This window comes from Pseudomonas sp. LBUM1673, from assembly GCF_059695645.1.
Genome location: NZ_CP166780.1, coordinates 5,575,942 through 5,594,653 on the forward strand (window position 1 = coordinate 5,575,942; position 18,712 = coordinate 5,594,653).

Sequence of the window (18,712 nt, forward strand, 5' to 3'; positions counted from 1 at the left end):
TTTGTAGCCGCTGCCAAAGGCTGCGATTTTTTGCCTTTGCAGATCAAAATCAAGGGATCGGATTGCGCGCATGGGTAAATTGGCCGGGCGGTTATGTTTGGCCGAAGGCTTGTGTCATGATGATCTGACCGCAGGTTAGTCGTCCTCTTCCTATATGAATAGATCTTCCGCGTTGCTCCTCGCTTTTGTCTTCCTCAGCGGCTGCCAGGCCTTGGCTCCCGTTCCGTCGGACGGTACGCCGCCGGTCGAAGACAGCACTCCGGCACCTGAAAAGCCCAAGGTTTACAGCTCGTTCAGCGAAGAAACCGTCTTCAGCCTGTTGAGTGCCGAACTGGCTGGCCAGCGCAATCGTTACGACATTGCCCTGGACAACTACGTGACCCAGGCCATCAATACTCAGGATCCGGGCATCTCCGAGCGGGCATTTCGCATTGCCGAGTACCTGGGCGCCGATCAGGCCGCCCTCGACACCGCACTGGTCTGGGCGAAAAACGCCCCGGACGATCTCGAGGCGCAACGGGCGGCTGCCGTGCAACTTGCCCGCGCCGGGCGTTACGACGACTCCATGGTCTATATGGAGAAAGTCCTGCAAGGCAAAGGCGACACGCATTTCGACTTTCTCGCCCTGTCCGCGGCCGATACCGACCAGGAGACCCGCAACGGCCTGATGAAAGGTTTTGACCGTTTGTTGCAGCGTCATCCGCACAACAATCAGCTGATTTTCGGCAAGGCCTTGCTGCTGCAACAGGACGGCGATGCCAAGGGCGCGCTGGCCCTGCTTGAAGACAACCCGCCGGACGAGGGCGAAATAGCGCCGATCCTGCTGCGCGCGCGTCTGCTACAAGGGCTCAACCGTGGCGATGAAGCCTTGCCGTTGTTGCAAAAAAGCATCAAGAAATACCCGGACGACAAACGCCTGCGCCTGACCTACGCGCGCATGCTGGTTGAACAGGATCGTATGGAAGACGCCAAGGTCGAGTTCTCGAGCCTGGTGCAGCAATACCCGGAAGACGACGAACTGCGTTACTCCCTGGCCCTGGTCTGCCTGGAAGCCAAGGCCTGGGACGAGGCAAAAGGTTATCTGGAAGACTTGATCGCTCGGGAAAGCCACGTCGACTCGGCACACCTGAACCTGGGGCGTATTGCCGAAGAGCGTAACGACCCCCAGGGCGCGCTGATCGAATACGCCCAGGTCGGGCCGGGTAACGATTACCTGCCAGCGCAATTGCGTCAGGCCGATATTTTGATGAACAACGGCAAGACTGCCGAAGCCCAAAGCCGTCTGGCGGCCGAGCGCGATGAGCAGCCCGATTACGCGATCCAGTTGTACCTGATCGAAGCCGAAACCCTGTCTGCCAACAAACAGGGCGACAAGGCCTGGAACGTCTTGCAGCAAGCCCTGCAGAAATACCCGGATGATCTGAATCTGCTGTATACCCGGGCGATGCTGGCGGAAAAACGCAATGACCTGGCGCAGATGGAAAAAGACCTGCGCTTGATCATCAAGCGCGACCCGGACAATGCAATGGCGCTGAACGCCCTTGGCTACACCCTGTCCGACCGCACCACGCGCTACGCCGAAGCCAAGACCCTGATCGAACAGGCGCACCAGCTCAACCCGGAAGACCCGGCCGTTCTCGACAGCCTCGGCTGGGTGAATTTCCGCTTGGGCAACCTCGATGAAGCCGAGCGTTATTTGCGCCAGGCGCTGGAACGCTTCCCTGATCAGGAAGTCGCCGCTCACCTGGGCGAAGTCTTGTGGGCCAATGGCAAACAACGCGAAGCCAAACAAATCTGGAGCAAGTTCCTCAAGGAACAGCCCGACAGCCCTACCCTGCGCGGCACCATCAAGCGCCTGACCGGATCAGAGACTCTTTAAGATTATGTTTTTGCGCCACATCATCGTTTTCAGCTTCATCGCTCTGCTCGCCGGTTGCGCGGGTTTCGGCGCCCGTGAATCGGTCCAGGGTCAAGGCAACCCGGCCCAATGGCGCGAGCACAAACAGCTATTGACCGGTCTCGACGGCTGGCAGATCAACGGCAAAATCGGCATCCGCGCGCCAAAAGATTCGGGCAGCGGCACGTTGTTCTGGCTGCAGCGGCAGGACTACTACGATATTCGTCTCTCCGGCCCGCTGGGTCGTGGCGCGGCCCGCTTGACCGGTCGTCCCGGCAAAGTCTCGCTGGAAGTCGCCAATCAGGGCCGTTATGACGCGCAGACCCCGGAAGCCCTGGTCGAAGAACAACTGGGCTGGAAATTGCCAGTGTCCCATCTGGCGTGGTGGGTGCGCGGGCTCCCGGCCCCGGACAGCAAAAGTCGCCTGACCCTGGACATCGACAGCCGCCTGGCCAATCTCGAACAGGATGGCTGGCAGGTCGAGTACCTCAGTTATGCCGAGCAAAACGGCTACTGGCTGCCCGAGCGGATCAAACTGCACGGCACCGACCTTGATGTCACGCTAGTGATCAAGGAATGGCAACCGCGCAAATTGGGGCAGTGAACATGACTGCGCCACGCCTGACATTGCCCTCGCCCGCCAAGCTCAACCTGATGCTGCACATCCTTGGTCGCCGTGAAGACGGTTACCACGAGTTGCAGACGATTTTTCAGTTCCTCGATTACGGCGATGAAATCACCTTCGCCGTTCGCGACGATGGCGTGATTCGGTTGCACACCGAATTCGCCGACGTCCCTCACGACAGCAATCTGATCGTCAAAGCCGCGAAAAAACTTCAGGAGCAATCCGGTTGCTCGCTGGGTATCGACATATGGATCGAAAAAATCCTGCCCATGGGCGGCGGTATCGGGGGCGGCAGTTCGAATGCGGCAACCACGTTGCTGGGCCTCAATCACCTCTGGCAACTGGGCTGGGATGAAGATCGACTGGCCGCTCTGGGCCTGACACTTGGTGCCGACGTCCCGGTTTTCGTGCGTGGCCACGCGGCTTTCGCCGAGGGCGTGGGGGAGAAACTGACCCCTGTGGACCCCGAAGAACCGTGGTATCTCGTGCTGGTGCCGCAAGTATCTGTAAGTACAGCAGAAATTTTTTCAGATCCACTGTTGACACGTAACTCTCCTCCCATTAAAGTGCGCCCCGTTCCCAAGGGAAACAGTCGAAATGACTGCTTACCGGTGGTAGCAAGGCGTTATCCAGATGTACGTAACGCATTGAATTTGTTAGGTAAATTTACCGAAGCAAAACTCACCGGAACTGGAAGTTGTGTGTTTGGGGGCTTCCCAAGCAAAGCTGAAGCTGATAAAGTCTCGGCCCTTCTTACAGAGACCCTTACAGGGTTTGTAGCAAAAGGAAGCAACGTTTCGATGTTGCATCGCAAGCTGCAAAGTCTGCTCTAAAGGAACCGATTACTGGGTAATCGTTGCAACAGATACAGGGGCGTCGCCAAGCGGTAAGGCAGCAGGTTTTGATCCTGCCATGCGTTGGTTCGAATCCAGCCGCCCCTGCCATTTTCCTATACTCATCCAGGTTACCCTCAGCCTTCAGGTACTGCGCGTGTCCAAGATGATGGTCTTTACGGGGAACGCTAACCCCGATCTGGCTCGGCGTGTTGTACGTCAGCTGCATATCCCTCTCGGTGACATTTCTGTCGGTAAGTTCTCCGACGGCGAAATTACTGCCGAGATCAATGAAAACGTCCGCGGTAAAGACGTCTTCATTATTCAGCCGACTTGCGCTCCGACCAACGATAACCTGATGGAACTGGTAGTGATGGCCGATGCCTTCCGCCGCTCCTCGGCTACTCGTATCACTGCTGTTATTCCTTACTTTGGTTATGCCCGTCAGGATCGCCGTCCGCGTTCCGCACGTGTGGCTATCAGCGCGAAAGTCGTTGCTGACATGCTTACCGTAGTCGGCATCGACCGTGTTCTCACGGTTGATCTGCATGCTGACCAGATCCAGGGCTTCTTCGATATTCCGGTAGATAACATCTACGGCTCCCCGGTACTGGTGGATGACATTGAAGATCAGCGCTTCGAAAACCTGATGATCGTGTCCCCGGACATTGGCGGCGTCGTGCGTGCACGGGCTGTTGCCAAATCCCTGGGCGTGGATCTCGGGATCATCGACAAACGCCGTGAGAAAGCCAATCACTCTGAAGTGATGCATATCATCGGTGATGTCGAAGGGCGTACCTGTATTCTGGTCGATGACATGGTCGATACCGCCGGCACTCTGTGCCACGCGGCCAAGGCCCTGAAAGAGCATGGCGCTGCCAAGGTTTTCGCCTACTGCACGCACCCTGTGCTGTCGGGTCGGGCGATCGAAAACATTGAAAATTCCGTGCTGGACGAGCTGGTGGTGACTAACACCATCCCGCTGTCCGCTGCAGCACAAGCCTGCGCGCGTATCCGTCAACTGGATATCGCACCGGTAGTTGCCGAGGCGGTCCGCCGCATCAGCAATGAAGAATCGATCAGCGCGATGTTCCGTTAAGGGCCCTGCCCTTTCCATTACGTCTCGTTGACGAAAAGCGCCCCGCCCCGACATTCCTGTCGGGGCGGGGCTTTTTTGCCCATATCGCCTTTAGCGCTGGTCGCAAACGCTGGGGCGAATGTGGTTATTTTGGAGATACAACATGAACGATTTTACTCTGAATGCTGAAGTGCGTTCCGACCTGGGGAAAGGTGCGAGCCGCCGCCTGCGTCGTCTCGCAAGCCTGGTTCCAGCTGTAGTTTACGGTGGCGAAAAAGCCCCTGAATCCATCAGCATGCTGGCTAAAGAAGTTGCCAAACTGCTCGAAAACGAAGCGGCTTACAGCCACATCATCGAGCTGAACGTTGGCGGCACCAAGCAAAACGTAATCATCAAGGCTCTGCAGCGTCACCCGGCCAAAGGCCACGTGATGCACGCTGACTTCGTACGCGTCGTAGCTGGCCAGAAACTGACCGCTATCGTGCCTGTACACTTCATCGGCGAAGCTGCTCCGATCAAGAAAGGCGGCGAAATTTCGCACGTTGTTTCTGAAATCGAAGTTTCGTGCCTGCCGAAAGACCTGCCTGAATTCATCGAAGTTGACCTGGCTAACGCCGAAGTCGGCTCGATCATTCACCTGTCCGACCTCAAAGCCCCTAAAGGCGTTGAGTTTGTTGCTCTGGCTCACGGTAACGACCTGGCTGTTGCCAACGTTCACGCTCCACGTGTTGCTCCAGAAGCTACTGAAGGCGCAGCAGAGTAATTTCACTCTGTTAGCCGGAGTGACCGGAAACATCGCGGACTAGAGCGTAGCGAGAAAGCGGGCGAGAACGCGGAGTTTACATAATGGTAAATGAGCACTTTTCGTCCACTTTCGCCGCACCCCCTGATTGCGGCGATGTTATCCACCACTCCAAGGAAGGGCCCCTATCGTGACTGCCATCAAACTGATCGTTGGCCTGGGAAATCCAGGCGCTGAATACGAACAGACCCGGCATAACGCAGGGGCCCTTTTTGTTGAGCGCATCGCCCACGCGCAAGGTGTGAACCTTGTGGCCGATCGCAAATATTTCGGCCTGACCGGGCGCTATTCGCATCAGGGTCAGGATGTTCGCTTGCTGATTCCCACCACCTACATGAACCGCAGCGGCCAGGCCGTGGCGGCACTTGCCGGTTTCTTCCGCATCAAGCCTGAAGAAATCCTGGTGGCGCATGACGAACTCGACCTGCCTCCGGGCGTTGCCAAGCTCAAACAGGGCGGCGGCCATGGCGGTCACAACGGGCTGCGCGACATCATTGCGCAACTGGGTAATCAAAATACCTTTCACCGCTTGCGGCTTGGCATTGGCCACCCGGGCGTTGCCAGTATGGTTTCAAACTTCGTCCTGGGTCGTGCGCCACGCGCCGAACAGGAAAAACTCGATGCCAGCATCGACTTTGCCCTCGGCGTGCTGCCGGATATCCTCGCCGGTGAATGGAACCGCGCGATGAAAAACCTGCACAGCCAGAAGGCCTGACTCTAACTCCTCGGGGAAACACCATGGGATTCAATTGCGGCATCGTCGGCCTGCCTAACGTCGGCAAGTCCACCCTGTTCAACGCCCTGACCAAATCCGGGATCGCGGCCGAGAACTTCCCCTTCTGCACTATCGAGCCGAACACCGGTATCGTGCCGATGCCGGATCCGCGCCTGGAAGCCCTGGCGGCCATCGTCAATCCCAAGCGCATCCTTCCGACCACCATGGAATTCGTCGACATCGCCGGCCTGGTTGCTGGCGCCTCGAAAGGTGAAGGCCTGGGCAACAAATTCCTCGCCAACATCCGCGAGACCGATGCCATCGCCCACGTGGTCCGCTGCTTCGAAGACGAGAACGTGATTCACGTTTCCAACAGCGTCGACCCGAAACGCGACATCGAAATCATCGACCTGGAACTGATCTTCGCCGACCTCGACAGCTGCGAGAAGCAACTGCAGAAAGTCGCCCGCAACGCCAAGGGTGGTGACAAGGACGCCGTGGTCCAGAAAGGCCTGCTGGAGCAACTGATCGCTCACTTCACCCTCGGCAAGCCAGCGCGCACGCTGATGAAAAACATGGGCGCCGACGACAAAGCGGTGATTCGTGGCTTCCATCTGCTGACCACCAAGCCGGTCATGTACATCGCCAACGTCGCTGAAGACGGTTTCGAGAACAACCCGCTGCTGGACATCGTCAAAGCCATCGCCGAAGAAGAAGGTGCCATGGTGGTTCCGGTCTGCAACAAGATCGAAGCCGAAATCGCCGAACTGGAAGACGGTGAAGAAAAAGACATGTTCCTCGAAGCACTGGGCCTCGAAGAGCCTGGCCTGAACCGCGTAATCCGCGCCGGCTACGAAATGCTGCACCTGCAGACCTACTTCACCGCTGGTGTCGAAGAAGTCCGCGCCTGGACTGTCCGCGTGGGTGCTACCGCGCCACAAGCCGCCGGCGTGATCCACACCGACTTCGAAAAGGGCTTCATCCGCGCCGAAGTCATCGCTTACGACGACTTCATCCAGTACAAGGGCGAAGCCGGCACCAAAGAAGCCGGTAAATGGCGCCTGGAAGGCAAGGACTACATCGTTAAAGACGGCGACGTGATGCACTTCCGTTTCAACGTGTAGCAGGAACCGTGGATTTCCACGGGCCTCGATAGACGCAAAATCCCCGTAATCACTCGCTGATACGGGGATTTTTGCGTCTTGGGGTCACCATCCTCCTCCATCCGTGATACACCTTCTGTCAGGTCGCTTCGGGTAAAGGGTGCGCTTTCTCAGGCGGTTTGATTGAGCCGATGTAAACCGCAAAGATAGTCACCAGCGCGCCGCAAATCTGCAGCATGGAGCTGGCCTTGCCGAGAAAGGTGACATCAATGAAATACGTGATCACCGGCTCCAGTAACAGGATCAGTCCGGCCAACCCCAGGCTGATGGCTCCGATCGAACGGTTGACCAGCAACCAGCCGACAAACTGCACCAGTCCCCCGTATATGATCAGCATCAGCAAGGTTTGCCCATCCACGATGGCCAAGCTTTCCCCAGTTGCCAGCGCGTATGTCAGCAGAACCAGTGCCGCCCAAAGACTCAAATTGAGCATCTGTGCGATCTTGTCACCCCCGCCGTCAGGCAACTGGGTATTGATCTTCAGGAAGTACACACAGATGGCATACGCCAGCCCCGACATCACGCCATACACCACGCCCTTGATCCCTACCGCACTGCTCATCTCGGGTAGCAACAACAGATAGAGCCCAATAAATGCCAAGGTAATGGATACCAGGAAGTAGATTGAAGGTTTTTCCTTCAACAGGTACAACCCCAGCAGGGTCATGAAGAACACCTGACAGTTGGTCAGGATCGACCCGATGCCCGGGCCGACGATATAGATGCTCTGGTGCCAAAACACCAGGTCAATGGCCAAAAACACCCCAGCCAACGCGGTGTACAGCTGCGCCTTGACGCTTTTGAGCAGCACCGGTGTTTTGCGCACCTTGAGCAGCAGGAAGAACAGGATCGAGGCGAACACCATCCGATAGAACCCTGCGCCACCCGCACCGATATGGGCGAAAGCGACGGCTAGAGCAGACAGACTGAGCATCAGTCCACCGATGGTCAATTCAATGATTGCACGATTGTTATTAGTCGACATGAGAGACCTCATTGATAAAGACCGGCATTAACTTCATGAACAATCACAACTTCTCCCCCCAGGCAACAAATATCAGACTCGACAAAGCAGAAAAGCCCCAAAGGTCTTTTCTGCCACGCCCCCCCAAAAAACAACTAACTTAATTGACTTTAATAGTCAGCAGCAACACAACTCTTTAAACTTCTTGCGCGGCCAACTTCAACCATTGTTGTACCGGTGCATAACCCAGGATATTTTCGACATAGCCCTGCAGTTGCGTAGGGATGGCAATACCATAACGACGAAAGCGGAACACCACCGGAACAAACATCGCATCAACAATGCCAAAGTCACCACAGAGGAACTGTGTTGAACCGCTCACCTCACGGAGCTGGCTCCAGATAGCGAATACCCGCACTATTTCCTCTCGGGTCTCGGCGGTCAGGCTTTCTGGGATGTCACCGGTGTTCAGGCCAAACGACATCTGCGTGCGCAGGTGGATGAAACCGGAGTGCATCTCTGCCGCAGCAGCTCGTGCCAGGGGCTTGGTCCGTGAATCCTGGGGCCAAAGGTTGGCGGCCGGATATGTGTCGGCAATGTATTCGCTGATGGCCAGGCTGTCGTTGATGACGACATCATCAAGCAGCAGCGCCGGTACCTTGCCAGAAGGCGAGTGCTCCAGAATGCGCTGGCGCGTGTCGCTTTGTTCCAGTTTGATCTGAAGGGTTTCAAATGCAACATCCGCTGTCACAAGAACCAGCCACGCACGAAATGACCATGAAGACTTATTAAAATCCCCAACTACCAGTTTTGTAGACATCGCATCCCCTAGCTTGTGTTATGAAATAGGTGCTAAATTTAGCGACCTTTTCTTCATACGTATTGTACAAAACTGGACAATTCATGGACGAGAATCGCCCTAACAAAGCCCCTCAAAAAGACAAGGACTTTGTTCAATTCTGGCGTATACCCGAAGGCGACTGTGAGTTGCTATCTGCGCGTTACAGTACTCAATCTTTCGGCCGACATTCACATGACCGGTACGCTATCGGCGTTATAAGTAGCGGTGTTGAAAAACTTTTTTATCGCGGTAGTTACTACATGGGGGTCGCTGGCAGTGTGGTCACCATTACCCCCGGGGAGATCCACGACGGCTTGCCAGGCCATGATGAGGGCTGGATGTATCGAATGCTCTATATCGACCCCGAATGGGTCAATCGGATGGTGTTTCAAGGGCGTTTTTCAGACGATCATATTCATCTTTTTCAAACAGCTCTGAGCCAGGCTCCCGACTTCGCCCGGACCTTTTTGCATCAACATCAAATCATTGAAAAATCCCCCTCCAGCCTTGAACGGGAAACTATCCTGCTGGATCTGGTGACGCAGCTCTTCGAGCGCAGCGGAGCGCCCATCGAACCAGTCAGTGCGGCTGAGCAGCACGCAGTGCAAAAGATCAAGAGGAAGCTCGAAGACGAGTTCGACAAACATCTGTCTCTGGAAGAACTGGCGCAACTGGTGAACCTTGACCCTCTTTACCTGATCCGGGTGTTCAAAAAAAGCGTTGGCGTCTCCCCCCACAGCTATCAAATCCAGAAGAGAATCGCCCAGGTCCAAAAACTGCTGCGCACCGGGTCCAGTCTCGCAGAAGCGTCACTCATTTGCGGCTTCTTCGATCAAAGCCACATGACCCGGGCCTTCAAAAAAGTAGTAGGCATCACACCCGGCAGCTTCCGCAAAAGCAGTACCTGAACGTGTTCGTCCCCATGGGCTGACTCATTTGAGCCTGCTTTAAAAGGCCTTCCAGTATCTGCGTGAAGCCCCCTTAGAGCCTTCAATGTGCGTGGTGTTACACGCTCTGCATCGGCCACCACCCACGCCTCCAATCCTCCCCCATGTAACCTGCTCGCGCTTGTACCTTGAAGCGGGCAAGCGTTCCTGCATCAGGCGGCTGCACACGTGCCGTTGATCGGCCTGTGCACTGGCAGCTTCGTGCTCGCGCTACATGGCCTGATGGAGGGGCGAACTGCGTGTGTACACGCGCATCTGGTCGGCACCAGTAAACGGCAATTGGAACGCCTGTTTGTCGCTGAAACCAACAACAGCCCAGCCCAGTTCGCCAGGTCCGGTCGAACTGTGGGGCCAGGGCGAACTGCACATCCATCCCGAAATAGCCTTTCAGCAAGCGCTACATGATCTTGACCCCGAGCCCCTGACAGGTGGCCAAATAGTAGCTAGTATTCCCCTGTTTTCCCCCGGCAAAGGACTGCAGCCATGGATCGGCTCGAGCTACTTACCAAATGGAATCGCATGATCGTGCGGTTGCAGATTGAACACGACGTCAGTGCCCGGGATTTCGGGAAGTTCAGTTGGAAACTGGGCATTCCTTGCGTGGCGCTGTCAGCGGTAGTCAGCGCCAGCGTCTTTAGCTCAATCAATGAGTCCTCGCTCGTCTGGCTCCAATATGTCGCCGGAGTCATATCAATCCTGACCTTGGTCTCGGGTTCGGTACAGACCTTCCTCAACTTCGACACCCGCGCCGCTGGGCACAAAGACACCGCCGAGAAGCCCGATGCGATATCCCGTGAAACTCAGGACGAAATCGCCAGCGGCAAGGACGAGGCTGTCCTGAGGCAAATTGTTTCTGACATCCGCAAGCGCCTTGATTCGATTCCTCTTGATGCCCCGACGTTGCCTAAGTCAACGATAAGGACACTGGGGGATGCTCGCGCCTATGTAGAGACACCGCCAGAGTAGCAAGACACCGTTCAAGCTTGAATAGAGGCGATTAATATGGCGCCTGAACTGCATTGCCCCATCAATCACGTGCCATAGCGCACAGTTTTATCAAAAGGAGAAATACATGAAGAAATTAGCCGTGGTACTCCCGATTTTCATTTTATTCTTATTCGGATGCAGTAATCCAATCAGGGATGGCATCAACAATCTTCGCACTTCGGTGAGAAACGGGTTTCAGGAAACGAAAGTCGAAGTAAGCCCGGCAGTCTCTAGTGTGGCCACCTTAGATCAGGTGAAACTGGAAGCGAGTCTGGACGACAGGTTCGATCTGAATGGTTATGTGACGTACTCAAAATCTTGCAAAATGTTTTTGACCATGGGTGTGCGGTTCTATAGTGCGGACGGTTCATCCCTTGGAAATAGCACGGCCATGTCGAAAGCTTATCTGGCAGGAGACCGCTCAAAATTCAAAGCGTCATTCAAACAAATCGCAAAAAATAGAGACGAGTTGATCAGCAAAGTCATCATTGACGATTTGAAGTGCATTTGATGCGATGAATTAACGAAGCATGGAAAAGCCCGCGTGTATTGATACAAGCGGGCTTTTTGATCTGCTGCCGGAGTAATGGGGGCAGCCCCTGAGAAACTCCCTTCGTCATCCACCTCAGTGAAACCGGTGTACCACTACCGTTATTGTCACACCCGGTACTTTGTCCGATTGAAGAACATCGAAGCCCCCGCCCCCACTACCGCGATTGCAAAGATCCCGACATCGATGCTGCCAATGTAAGGCGGCAGCACAAACATCACGCCAAAGCCCAAACCGACCAGAGCAATACCCAGCCATTTCCTGAGTACGTAGCTGCTTACGCAAGTGTACAGGAGCATCATCCCCACGCAGGCCAACGCATACTGACTGTAGAGATTCATGGGCCTATGTTCCTTGGGACTTGATGATCATGGAAGACACCGAGCGCTGCGGTCCGATGCCGCCGCTGACTTGAGCGTCCAGACTGACGATGATATCGCCAACGTGGTCGGTCGGTAGCTTGCCCTTCGCCAACCCTCGGCCAAAATAGCCTGCCGCCGGTCCGGGTCAAACTTTTTTGGTTCGTGGCAGAAAGATCGCCAAGACCCCAAGCAGCGGCAAGAACGAACACAGGAAATACACGTACTCAATGCCGTGAATATCCGCCAGGTACCCGAGCAACGCCGCGCCAATCCCGCCAAAGCCGAACATTAATCCGAAGAACACCCCGGCAATCATCCCGACATTTCCCGGTACCAGCTCCTGGGCATACACCACAATGGCCGAGAACGCCGAAGCGAGGATGAAGCCGATCACCACGCTCAAGATACTGGTCCAGAACAGGTCGACATGAGGCAGGATCAGGGTGAACGGCGCGACGCCGAGGATCGAGAACCAGATCACCGCCTTGCGCCCGATCTTGTCGCCTATCGGCCCGCCGAAGAAGGTCCCCGCCGCTACCGCACCGAGAAACAGGAACAGATGCAGCTGCGAGCTGGCCACCGACAGATCAAATTTCTCGATCAGGTAGAACGTGAAGTAACTGGTGAGGCTGGCCATGTAGAAATACTTGGAGAACACCAGCAACCCGAGCACCACCAGTGCGCTGATCACCCGACCTTTCGATAAACCGTGATTCGCTGCGTGACCTTGCTTGAGTTTGAACAGGTTCAAGTGATTGGCGTACCAACGGCTGATCCGGTACAGCACGAACAACGCAAACAGCGCAAACAATCCGAACCAGGCCACATGACCCTGACCGTAGGGAATGATGATCGCCGCCGCCAGCAACGGCCCGAAGGCCGAGCCCGCATTACCGCCGACCTGAAACGTCGACTGCGCCAAACCGAAGCGCCCACCCGAGGCCAGTCGCGCCACGCGAGAAGCTTCCGGGTGAAAAGTCGACGAGCCGATACCGATCAACCCCGCCGCCAGCAGAATCATGGGGAAATTACCGACCACAGACATCATCAGAATACCGATCAATGTGCAGACGGTACCGGCCGGCAACAGCCAGGGTTTGGGATGGCGATCAGTGTGGTAACCGACCCATGGCTGCAACAGCGAGGCCGTTAGTTGAAAGGTCAGGGTGATCAGGCCGACCTGGGTGAAGGTCAGGCCATAATTGGCCTTGAGCATCGGATAGATCGACGGCAATACCGCCTGAATCAGGTCATTGATCAAATGCGCCAGCGCCACCGCGCCGATGATGCGCATCACCAGCGGGCTGCTTTGCGAAGTGGCGGACGCCGACGTGGCGGCGGACTGAACGTTGCTGATGGCCATGGGAGTTTCCGTACTGCGGATGGGTGCGCACTGGCAGGCCGGTCAATGTGCCATTTTTGGCTGCAGGTGCGCCATCCCCTTAGCCTGCTAACGACTTCAAAAAAAGAAGGTGATAGCGCAAAGCCATGGTCTGAATCTTGCCTTGTTTTTCCGTTCAACGCGGCCCCTTACAAAGGGGACCGAGAATGGGAAGTTTCGCTACAGAGTCGGCCTACAAGAGCGGACCAAGGTGAACTTTCGAGGCCTTTTAGAAGGACACACGTCGCGGTCGCAATGACCCCGACGCACGCCAATGGTGCGTGGTGTCCAGAGGAGTCATGGGGCATGCAGGCTTTTTTATCACCGGGGATCGGGTTGCTGGGGCGTTTTGGTTTCGCGCGCAAATTTCAGCTGCTGTTTCTGCTGTTTATCCTGCCGCTCGCCGGCAGCCTGTGGATGATCGGCCAGGACTATCGTGACAAGTTGAGCCTGATCTCCGGCGAACGCGCCGGGGTTCGCCAATTGCTCGCCCTCGATGCGCTCGACAACCTGCTCGCCGCCCAACGTGACCGCGCCGCTCGCTGGCGCGCCACCGAAACCAATCGCCAACCGACACCCGCGACCCTCGCGGCGATGGCAGCATTCGATGCGGTTCAGCCAGCCGTCGCCCAAGCCACCACGGACCTGGGCAATGCGCTGAAAACCGAAGGCGCCGAGGGCGAAACCCTTGCCCGCTATCAAACCCTGCAAACCGCCCTCAACGGACTGGACTCGAAAAGCTTGAGCAGCGTCGGTTGGTGGCCGGATGGTTATGATCGTTTCACCAATGCCTTGAGTGCCCTGCAAGCCTTGCGTGAGCAAATCGCGATGGACAATCGTCTGACCCTGGCGCCTTGGCTGGAAACTTATCTGCTGACACAGATTTCCACCCAGCATGCACCGGACCTGATCGAGCGCGTCGGTCGCCTCGCCGCAGTCGGCCAGGCGTCAGTGGTGTCCGGGCAGTTCACCCTGCAAAGTCGCCTGCAACTGCGGGACTTGCGCAGCCGCATCGGCGATGCCCGGGAACAGTTGGTGAAAACCGCCAGCTTGCTGGAAGCGCGCCTGCCCAGCGCCTTGCAAACCTGGGCCGGGCAATACCACGACAGCCTCAAACACTTGGACGCGGGCCTGAAAGTACTGGACGAGGGCGTCTTCGGCGGCAGCATCAACCTCAAGCCGGAAGACTTTGAACGCAGTATCGATGCCCTGCTCGGCAACCTCGCCTCGCTGCGCCAGCAATCGTTGGTTTCGCTGGATCAGCGGCTGGATTATTACCACGGCTCGGCCATTCGACAGTTCATCCTGGTGGCGACAATTTTTGGCTGTCTGCTACTGGCTGCGTTGTACCTGTTCACCTGCTTGCAGGCCTCGATCCGTCGCAGCGCGAGTGGCATCACGCTGCTGGCCGAAGCACTGCGTGACGGCAACCTGAGCCTGCAAGTACCGGTGCAGGGCCGCGACGAACTGGCAGCGATCAGCACCGCCCTCAATGTCGCCGTGGTGCAACTGCGCAACAGCCTGCTGGGGGTCGATCACGAAACCCTGCAACTGAGCAACGCGGTGCGCACGCTCAACGATCACTCCAGCGGCGCTCTCGGCGAAGTCGAGGCCCAACAGTTGCAGATCAGCCAGATCGCCGCAGCGGCCACGCAATTGGCCGCGACCTCCCAAGGGGTCGCCCAGAGTTGCGAACAGGCGTCTGGCAGCGCCCAGCACACCCAGCGCATCGCTGCCGACAGCAGCCGCGACAGCCAACGCACGACGGCGAGTATTCAGCAGCTCAATCAGCGTTTGAACGACACCGCGGCGGCACTGGGTCGGGTCAGCGAGCAAGGGCAGCAGATTCAATTGGTGGTCGATACCATTCGCGGCGTGGCCGAGCAGACCAACCTGCTGGCTCTCAACGCCGCCATCGAGGCCGCACGGGCCGGCGAGCAAGGTCGCGGTTTTGCGGTGGTGGCCGATGAAGTACGCAGCCTGTCACAACGCACCCAGTCGTCTACCGCGCAGATCGCCGGTACGGTCGACAGCCTGCGCAGCACCGTGAACGAAGCGGTAAGCCTGATGGAGGCCGCCTGCGGCCAGGCACAATCCGATGCGCAAGCTGTCACGGGTCTCGGCGAGCGACTGGGAGAAATCGCCAGCGCGGTGCAGAGCGTCACCGACACCCTGGCGCAGATCGCCACCGCTGTCGAAGAGCAAGCGAGCACTGCCGATGAAGTCAGCGGCAACATCCAGCAAGTCGATCAGGCCGCAGTACGCTTGCTTGAAGGCGCGCGGGCGGTGAACCTCGCGGCGGACAGCTTGAGCCAGGGCAGCAAGGCCCTGAGTGCGAATACCGGGAGATTTCAGCTCGGCTGACGCCTCCGCTGGCCCGATTTTTCGGGCCAGCGGGATAAGCGGTTGAAAGTGTGGAGAAATATTTTAGATTTACGCTTGACGCATCTTCGTTACAGGTGAATAATGCGCGCCACTTGGCTACATAGCTCAGTTGGTTAGAGCATAGCATTCATAATGCTGGGGTCCGGGGTTCAAGTCCCTGTGTAGCCACCAAGTACTAAAAACGGCTTACCGAAAGGTAGGCCGTTTTTTTATGCCTTGAGAAAAGTGGCGGGGAAACCCTGATTTGCGTCCCTCCCCCTCGGTCGATAAAGTCCCCGGACCTTTTATCCCATGGACGGAGTGCCCCGCGTGTTCAGAGCCTTCCACTTGAGTCGCTATCGCCTGTCAGCTTTTTCGCTGATCGCCACCGCTTTTACCCTCGCCGCATGTAATGCCCCGCCCTCCTCGCCTTCGGTCTCGACCCTGCCGGTCGCGCCGGAAATCGTCTCCGGTTATCGTACCGACCTACAGACCCGGCACGCCTCGAAACACATGGCCGCAGCCGCCAACCCGCTGGCAGCCGAAGCCGGACGAGAGATGCTGCGCGAGGGCGGCTCGGCAATTGATGCGGCCATTGCCATGCAAGCGGTGCTGACGCTGGTCGAGCCGCAATCGTCGGGTATCGGCGGTGGCGCGTTGATTGTGCTGTGGGATGGCAAGGCTGTACGCACCTACGACGGTCGCGAAACCGCTCCGGCCGGCGCCACCGAGACACTGTTCCTGCAAGCCGATGGCAAACCGATGCCCTTCACCCAGGCGCAGATCGGCGGGCGCTCGGTAGGTACACCGGGAGTGTTGCGGGCGCTGGAGCTGGCCCATCAGAAGCACGGGCGCCTGCCGTGGGCGACGCTGTTTGAGCCCGCCATCAAACTCGCGGAACAAGGCTTTTCCATCTCGCCACGATTGCATCGGTTAATCGCGGCGGATGCATTTATACAGCGCTCGCCGGACATGGCCGCCTACTTTTTGAATGCCGATGGCAGCCCGAAAGCCGTTGGCACGCCGTTGAAAAACCCGGCACTCGCCGCTGTGTTGAAACGCATCGCCAAGGAAGGTCCAGACGCGCTGTACACAGGCCCGATCGCCAAAGAGATCGCCGCCAAGGTTCAGGGCCACAGCAACCCCGGAAGCCTGTCGCTGAACGATCTCCAAGGCTACAAGGCCAAGGAACGCGCGCCGCTGTGCACTGACTATAAACGCTGGCAAGTCTGCGGCATGCCGCCGCCGTCGTCGGGCGGGATCGCCGTGGCGCAAATCCTCGGCACCTTGCAGGCGTTGGAATCCCGCGATCCGCGTTTTGCCCTGGCGCCACTCAAACCGCTCAAGACCAGCAAACCCGCGGGTATCGAACCGAAGCCTGAAGCTGTGCACCTGATCGCCGAAGCCGAGCGCCTGGCTTACGCCGACCGCGCGCTGTACGTCGCCGACACCGACTTCGTAGCTGTGCCGGTCAAAGGTCTGGTCGACCCTACTTATCTGGCTAGCCGCGCCGCGTTGATTGGCGACCGCAGCATGGGCCTGGCCAAACCCGGCACCCCGCCGGGCATTCAGGTCGCCTATGCGCCGGACCGCTCGCCGCTGCGTATCTCCACCTCGCAAGTGGTGGCGGTCGATGACGAAGGCGGCGCCGTGTCCATGACCACCACCGTGGAAGCGGCGTTTGGTTCACACCTGATGGTCCAGGGTTTCCTGCTCAACAACCAGATGACCGACTTCTCGTTCATCCCCGAAGAGAACGGGCAAAAGGTCGCCAACCGCGTAGAACCCGGCAAGCGCCCGCGCTCATCCATGGCGCCCACACTGATCTTCGACCGCCAGAGCGGCGAATTCCTGGCCACCGTCGGCTCCCCCGGCGGCTCGCAGATCATCGAATACGTGGCCAAATCCACCATCGGCCTGCTCGACTGGAACCTCGACCCACAAGCGGCCATCAACCTGCCCAACTTCGGCAGCCGTAATGGCCCGACCGAGCTGGAACAGGGGCAGTTCAGCCCGGCACTGATTCAGGCGCTGAAAGACAAAGGGCACAGCGTGAACGAGGTCGACATGACCAGCGGGACTCAGGCGATTGTTCGGGTCAAGGATGCGCAAGGGAAAGCGGCGTTGGCCGGCGGGGCCGATCCACGGCGTGAGGGGGAAGCGTTGGGGGATTGAGTTGTACGCAGGAATGAGAAAAGGCTTACCGGGAGGTAGGCCTTTTTCATTGGTAAAAAATCCTGATCAAGTATCTCGCGCAGCCTTTTCCTACCCTCAAATTGCTACCGCTTAGATAGAGTGTGGCAACCGTTTTTATCTCGAACGCCTTATAAACCCACCTCATCAAATCGCTATCGGTAGTGCCTGATTGCAGGAGTCGAATTTACTCCCCACATGTCGGTTGCTGCGCCACAGACTTGTACAAGTCCCACCACGGGACTAGGATCATGCTCATGAGAATCATCGCCATCAGTCAGCTGAAAAGTTTTTGGGAGAGACACCCTGACTCAGAACAACCTTTCCTGGCCTGGATTGACGAAGCAAGGAAAGCGCGCTGGAAGACGCCTGCTGACATCAAGGCACAATTTACTACCGCCAGCATTCTCAAAAGCCGCAGAGTCGTGTTCAACATCAAGGGCAATGACTTTCGGTTAGTAGTCGCGGTGGCCTATCGCTTCGGCGCTGTGTACATAAAATTTGTCGGCACCCACAAGCAGTACGATGGAGTCGACGCTGATACCGTCGAAATGGAGTAACCCATGAACATTCGCCCGATTCACACCGACGAGGACTACCGTGCAGCCCTCAAGAACGTATCTGCACTATTCGACAATGAGCCTGAACCGGGATCCCCCGAAGGCGATTACTTCGACATCATGATTACCCTCATCGAGGCCTATGAATCGAAGCAGTTTCCTGTCGACCTCCCCACTCCGATCGACGCGATCAAATTTCGCATGGAGCAGTCCGGTCTGTCCGCCGCTGATCTGGCACCAGCCATTGGCCGGCCAAACCGGGTTTATGAAGTGCTCAACGGCAAGCGTGCATTGACGCTTCCGATGATCTGGAAGCTTCATGATCTATTCGGGATACCAGCGGAAAGTCTGATCAAGCCGGTGAAGCAGGCCTGATCCTTCGATCTCATTTGCATTTTTATCCCCCTTTCGGCGCTGTGACAGCTCCACCAACCCAAGTAGAGGGAAAAA

The 18,712-nt window shown here is 57.2% G+C and carries 18 protein-coding genes and 2 tRNA genes; 16 read left to right on the plus strand and 4 right to left on the minus strand.

The window, feature by feature from the left end; translation table 11 throughout:
* Positions 1–154 precede the first annotated feature (154 nt).
* The 8 genes from ACA044_RS25525 to ychF all read left to right on the plus strand — a co-directional run bounded on the left by ACA044_RS25525 (position 155) and on the right by ychF (position 7,074).
* Positions 155–1,879 carry a tetratricopeptide repeat protein gene (locus ACA044_RS25525; RefSeq protein ID WP_497443818.1) on the plus strand — a complete coding sequence of 575 codons (1,725 nt, stop codon included), beginning with the start codon at positions 155–157 and terminating at the stop codon, positions 1,877–1,879.
* Between the two features lie 4 nt (positions 1,880–1,883).
* Entirely contained in the window at positions 1,884–2,501 is a 618-nt protein-coding gene (gene lolB / locus ACA044_RS25530) for a lipoprotein insertase outer membrane protein LolB (RefSeq protein ID WP_497443819.1), read from the plus strand.
* Between the two features lie 2 nt (positions 2,502–2,503).
* On the plus strand, positions 2,504–3,355 hold the full coding sequence (gene ispE / locus ACA044_RS25535) for a 4-(cytidine 5'-diphospho)-2-C-methyl-D-erythritol kinase (RefSeq protein WP_497447307.1): 852 nt from the start codon (positions 2,504–2,506) through the stop codon (positions 3,353–3,355).
* 36 nt (positions 3,356–3,391) lie between these two features.
* Positions 3,392–3,466, plus strand: a tRNA-Gln gene (locus ACA044_RS25540).
* A gap of 46 nt (positions 3,467–3,512) precedes the next feature.
* The gene (locus ACA044_RS25545) at positions 3,513–4,454 is read left to right on the plus strand and encodes a ribose-phosphate pyrophosphokinase (RefSeq protein ID WP_003171603.1); all 942 of its coding nucleotides are present in this window, start codon (positions 3,513–3,515) and stop codon (positions 4,452–4,454) included.
* Positions 4,455–4,596: 142 nt separating this feature from the next.
* Complete coding sequence (locus ACA044_RS25550) at positions 4,597–5,196, plus strand: 50S ribosomal protein L25/general stress protein Ctc (RefSeq protein ID WP_497443820.1); 600 nt, start codon at positions 4,597–4,599, stop codon at positions 5,194–5,196.
* Positions 5,197–5,365: 169 nt separating this feature from the next.
* Positions 5,366–5,950 carry an aminoacyl-tRNA hydrolase gene (gene pth, locus ACA044_RS25555; RefSeq protein ID WP_007905795.1) on the plus strand — a complete coding sequence of 195 codons (585 nt, stop codon included), beginning with the start codon at positions 5,366–5,368 and terminating at the stop codon, positions 5,948–5,950.
* Positions 5,951–5,973: 23 nt separating this feature from the next.
* Positions 5,974–7,074 carry a redox-regulated ATPase YchF gene (gene ychF / locus ACA044_RS25560; protein ID WP_008011955.1) on the plus strand — a complete coding sequence of 367 codons (1,101 nt, stop codon included), beginning with the start codon at positions 5,974–5,976 and terminating at the stop codon, positions 7,072–7,074.
* 118 nt (positions 7,075–7,192) lie between these two features.
* Here the strand turns inward: ychF and ACA044_RS25565 are convergent, their stop codons facing one another.
* Together ACA044_RS25565 and ACA044_RS25570 are read right to left on the minus strand one after the other, a co-directional pair.
* Positions 7,193–8,098 carry a DMT family transporter gene (locus ACA044_RS25565; RefSeq protein WP_497443821.1) on the minus strand — a complete coding sequence of 302 codons (906 nt, stop codon included), beginning with the start codon at positions 8,096–8,098 and terminating at the stop codon, positions 7,193–7,195.
* Positions 8,099–8,273: 175 nt separating this feature from the next.
* Positions 8,274–8,897, minus strand: a complete 624-nt coding sequence (locus tag ACA044_RS25570; RefSeq protein WP_497443822.1) for a glutathione S-transferase family protein — start codon at positions 8,895–8,897, stop codon at positions 8,274–8,276.
* 83 nt (positions 8,898–8,980) lie between these two features.
* Between ACA044_RS25570 and ACA044_RS25575 the strand changes: the two genes are divergently transcribed.
* From ACA044_RS25575 to ACA044_RS25585, 3 genes are all read left to right on the plus strand, one after another.
* Entirely contained in the window at positions 8,981–9,826 is an 846-nt protein-coding gene (locus ACA044_RS25575; protein WP_497443823.1) for a helix-turn-helix domain-containing protein, read from the plus strand.
* Between the two features lie 522 nt (positions 9,827–10,348).
* On the plus strand, positions 10,349–10,831 hold the full coding sequence (locus ACA044_RS25580) for an SLATT domain-containing protein (RefSeq protein ID WP_497443824.1): 483 nt from the start codon (positions 10,349–10,351) through the stop codon (positions 10,829–10,831).
* A 106-nt stretch (positions 10,832–10,937) separates the two neighbouring features.
* Positions 10,938–11,363 (plus strand): hypothetical protein, encoded by a 426-nt coding sequence (locus tag ACA044_RS25585; protein WP_497443825.1) that lies wholly within the window; start codon positions 10,938–10,940, stop codon positions 11,361–11,363.
* 146 nt (positions 11,364–11,509) lie between these two features.
* Here the strand turns inward: ACA044_RS25585 and ACA044_RS25590 are convergent, their stop codons facing one another.
* Together ACA044_RS25590 and ACA044_RS25595 are read right to left on the minus strand one after the other, a co-directional pair.
* Positions 11,510–11,743, minus strand: a complete 234-nt coding sequence (locus ACA044_RS25590; protein WP_497443826.1) for a hypothetical protein — start codon at positions 11,741–11,743, stop codon at positions 11,510–11,512.
* A 166-nt stretch (positions 11,744–11,909) separates the two neighbouring features.
* A complete protein-coding gene (locus tag ACA044_RS25595) occupies positions 11,910–13,127 on the minus strand; it encodes an MFS transporter (protein ID WP_497443827.1) in 1,218 nt (405 codons plus the stop codon).
* A 324-nt stretch (positions 13,128–13,451) separates the two neighbouring features.
* Here ACA044_RS25595 and ACA044_RS25600 point away from each other — a divergent pair, with 324 nt between their 5' ends.
* From ACA044_RS25600 to ACA044_RS25620, 5 genes are all read left to right on the plus strand, one after another.
* Complete coding sequence (locus ACA044_RS25600) at positions 13,452–15,509, plus strand: methyl-accepting chemotaxis protein (RefSeq protein ID WP_497443828.1); 2,058 nt, start codon at positions 13,452–13,454, stop codon at positions 15,507–15,509.
* 115 nt (positions 15,510–15,624) lie between these two features.
* Positions 15,625–15,701 (plus strand) — tRNA-Met (locus ACA044_RS25605).
* Positions 15,702–15,839: 138 nt separating this feature from the next.
* Positions 15,840–17,684 carry a gamma-glutamyltransferase gene (gene ggt / locus ACA044_RS25610; protein ID WP_497443829.1) on the plus strand — a complete coding sequence of 615 codons (1,845 nt, stop codon included), beginning with the start codon at positions 15,840–15,842 and terminating at the stop codon, positions 17,682–17,684.
* A 275-nt stretch (positions 17,685–17,959) separates the two neighbouring features.
* Entirely contained in the window at positions 17,960–18,262 is a 303-nt protein-coding gene (locus ACA044_RS25615) for a type II toxin-antitoxin system HigB family toxin (protein WP_497443830.1), read from the plus strand.
* Positions 18,263–18,265: 3 nt separating this feature from the next.
* Positions 18,266–18,637 (plus strand): helix-turn-helix domain-containing protein, encoded by a 372-nt coding sequence (locus tag ACA044_RS25620; RefSeq protein WP_497443831.1) that lies wholly within the window; start codon positions 18,266–18,268, stop codon positions 18,635–18,637.
* Positions 18,638–18,712: the final 75 nt, after the last annotated feature.

What these genes read in the sequence shown, in the direction of transcription:
- ACA044_RS25525 (WP_497443818.1), top strand. Translation starts at nt 155, where the DNA reads ATGAATAGATCTTCCGCGTTGCTCCTCGCTTTTGTCTTCCTCAGCGGC.
- ispE (WP_497447307.1), top strand. Translation starts at nt 2,504, where the DNA reads ATGACTGCGCCACGCCTGACATTGCCCTCGCCCGCCAAGCTCAACCTG.
- ACA044_RS25595 (WP_497443827.1), bottom strand. Translation starts at nt 13,127, where the DNA reads ATGGCCATCAGCAACGTTCAGTCCGCCGCCACGTCGGCGTCCGCCACT.
- ychF (WP_008011955.1), top strand. Translation starts at nt 5,974, where the DNA reads ATGGGATTCAATTGCGGCATCGTCGGCCTGCCTAACGTCGGCAAGTCC.
- lolB (WP_497443819.1), top strand. Translation starts at nt 1,884, where the DNA reads ATGTTTTTGCGCCACATCATCGTTTTCAGCTTCATCGCTCTGCTCGCC.
- ACA044_RS25590 (WP_497443826.1), bottom strand. Translation starts at nt 11,743, where the DNA reads ATGAATCTCTACAGTCAGTATGCGTTGGCCTGCGTGGGGATGATGCTC.
- ACA044_RS25585 (WP_497443825.1), top strand. Translation starts at nt 10,938, where the DNA reads ATGAAGAAATTAGCCGTGGTACTCCCGATTTTCATTTTATTCTTATTC.
- ACA044_RS25550 (WP_497443820.1), top strand. Translation starts at nt 4,597, where the DNA reads ATGAACGATTTTACTCTGAATGCTGAAGTGCGTTCCGACCTGGGGAAA.
- ACA044_RS25575 (WP_497443823.1), top strand. Translation starts at nt 8,981, where the DNA reads ATGGACGAGAATCGCCCTAACAAAGCCCCTCAAAAAGACAAGGACTTT.
- ACA044_RS25600 (WP_497443828.1), top strand. Translation starts at nt 13,452, where the DNA reads ATGCAGGCTTTTTTATCACCGGGGATCGGGTTGCTGGGGCGTTTTGGT.
- ACA044_RS25570 (WP_497443822.1), bottom strand. Translation starts at nt 8,897, where the DNA reads ATGTCTACAAAACTGGTAGTTGGGGATTTTAATAAGTCTTCATGGTCA.
- ACA044_RS25620 (WP_497443831.1), top strand. Translation starts at nt 18,266, where the DNA reads ATGAACATTCGCCCGATTCACACCGACGAGGACTACCGTGCAGCCCTC.
- ACA044_RS25565 (WP_497443821.1), bottom strand. Translation starts at nt 8,098, where the DNA reads ATGTCGACTAATAACAATCGTGCAATCATTGAATTGACCATCGGTGGA.
- ACA044_RS25615 (WP_497443830.1), top strand. Translation starts at nt 17,960, where the DNA reads ATGAGAATCATCGCCATCAGTCAGCTGAAAAGTTTTTGGGAGAGACAC.
- ACA044_RS25580 (WP_497443824.1), top strand. Translation starts at nt 10,349, where the DNA reads ATGGATCGGCTCGAGCTACTTACCAAATGGAATCGCATGATCGTGCGG.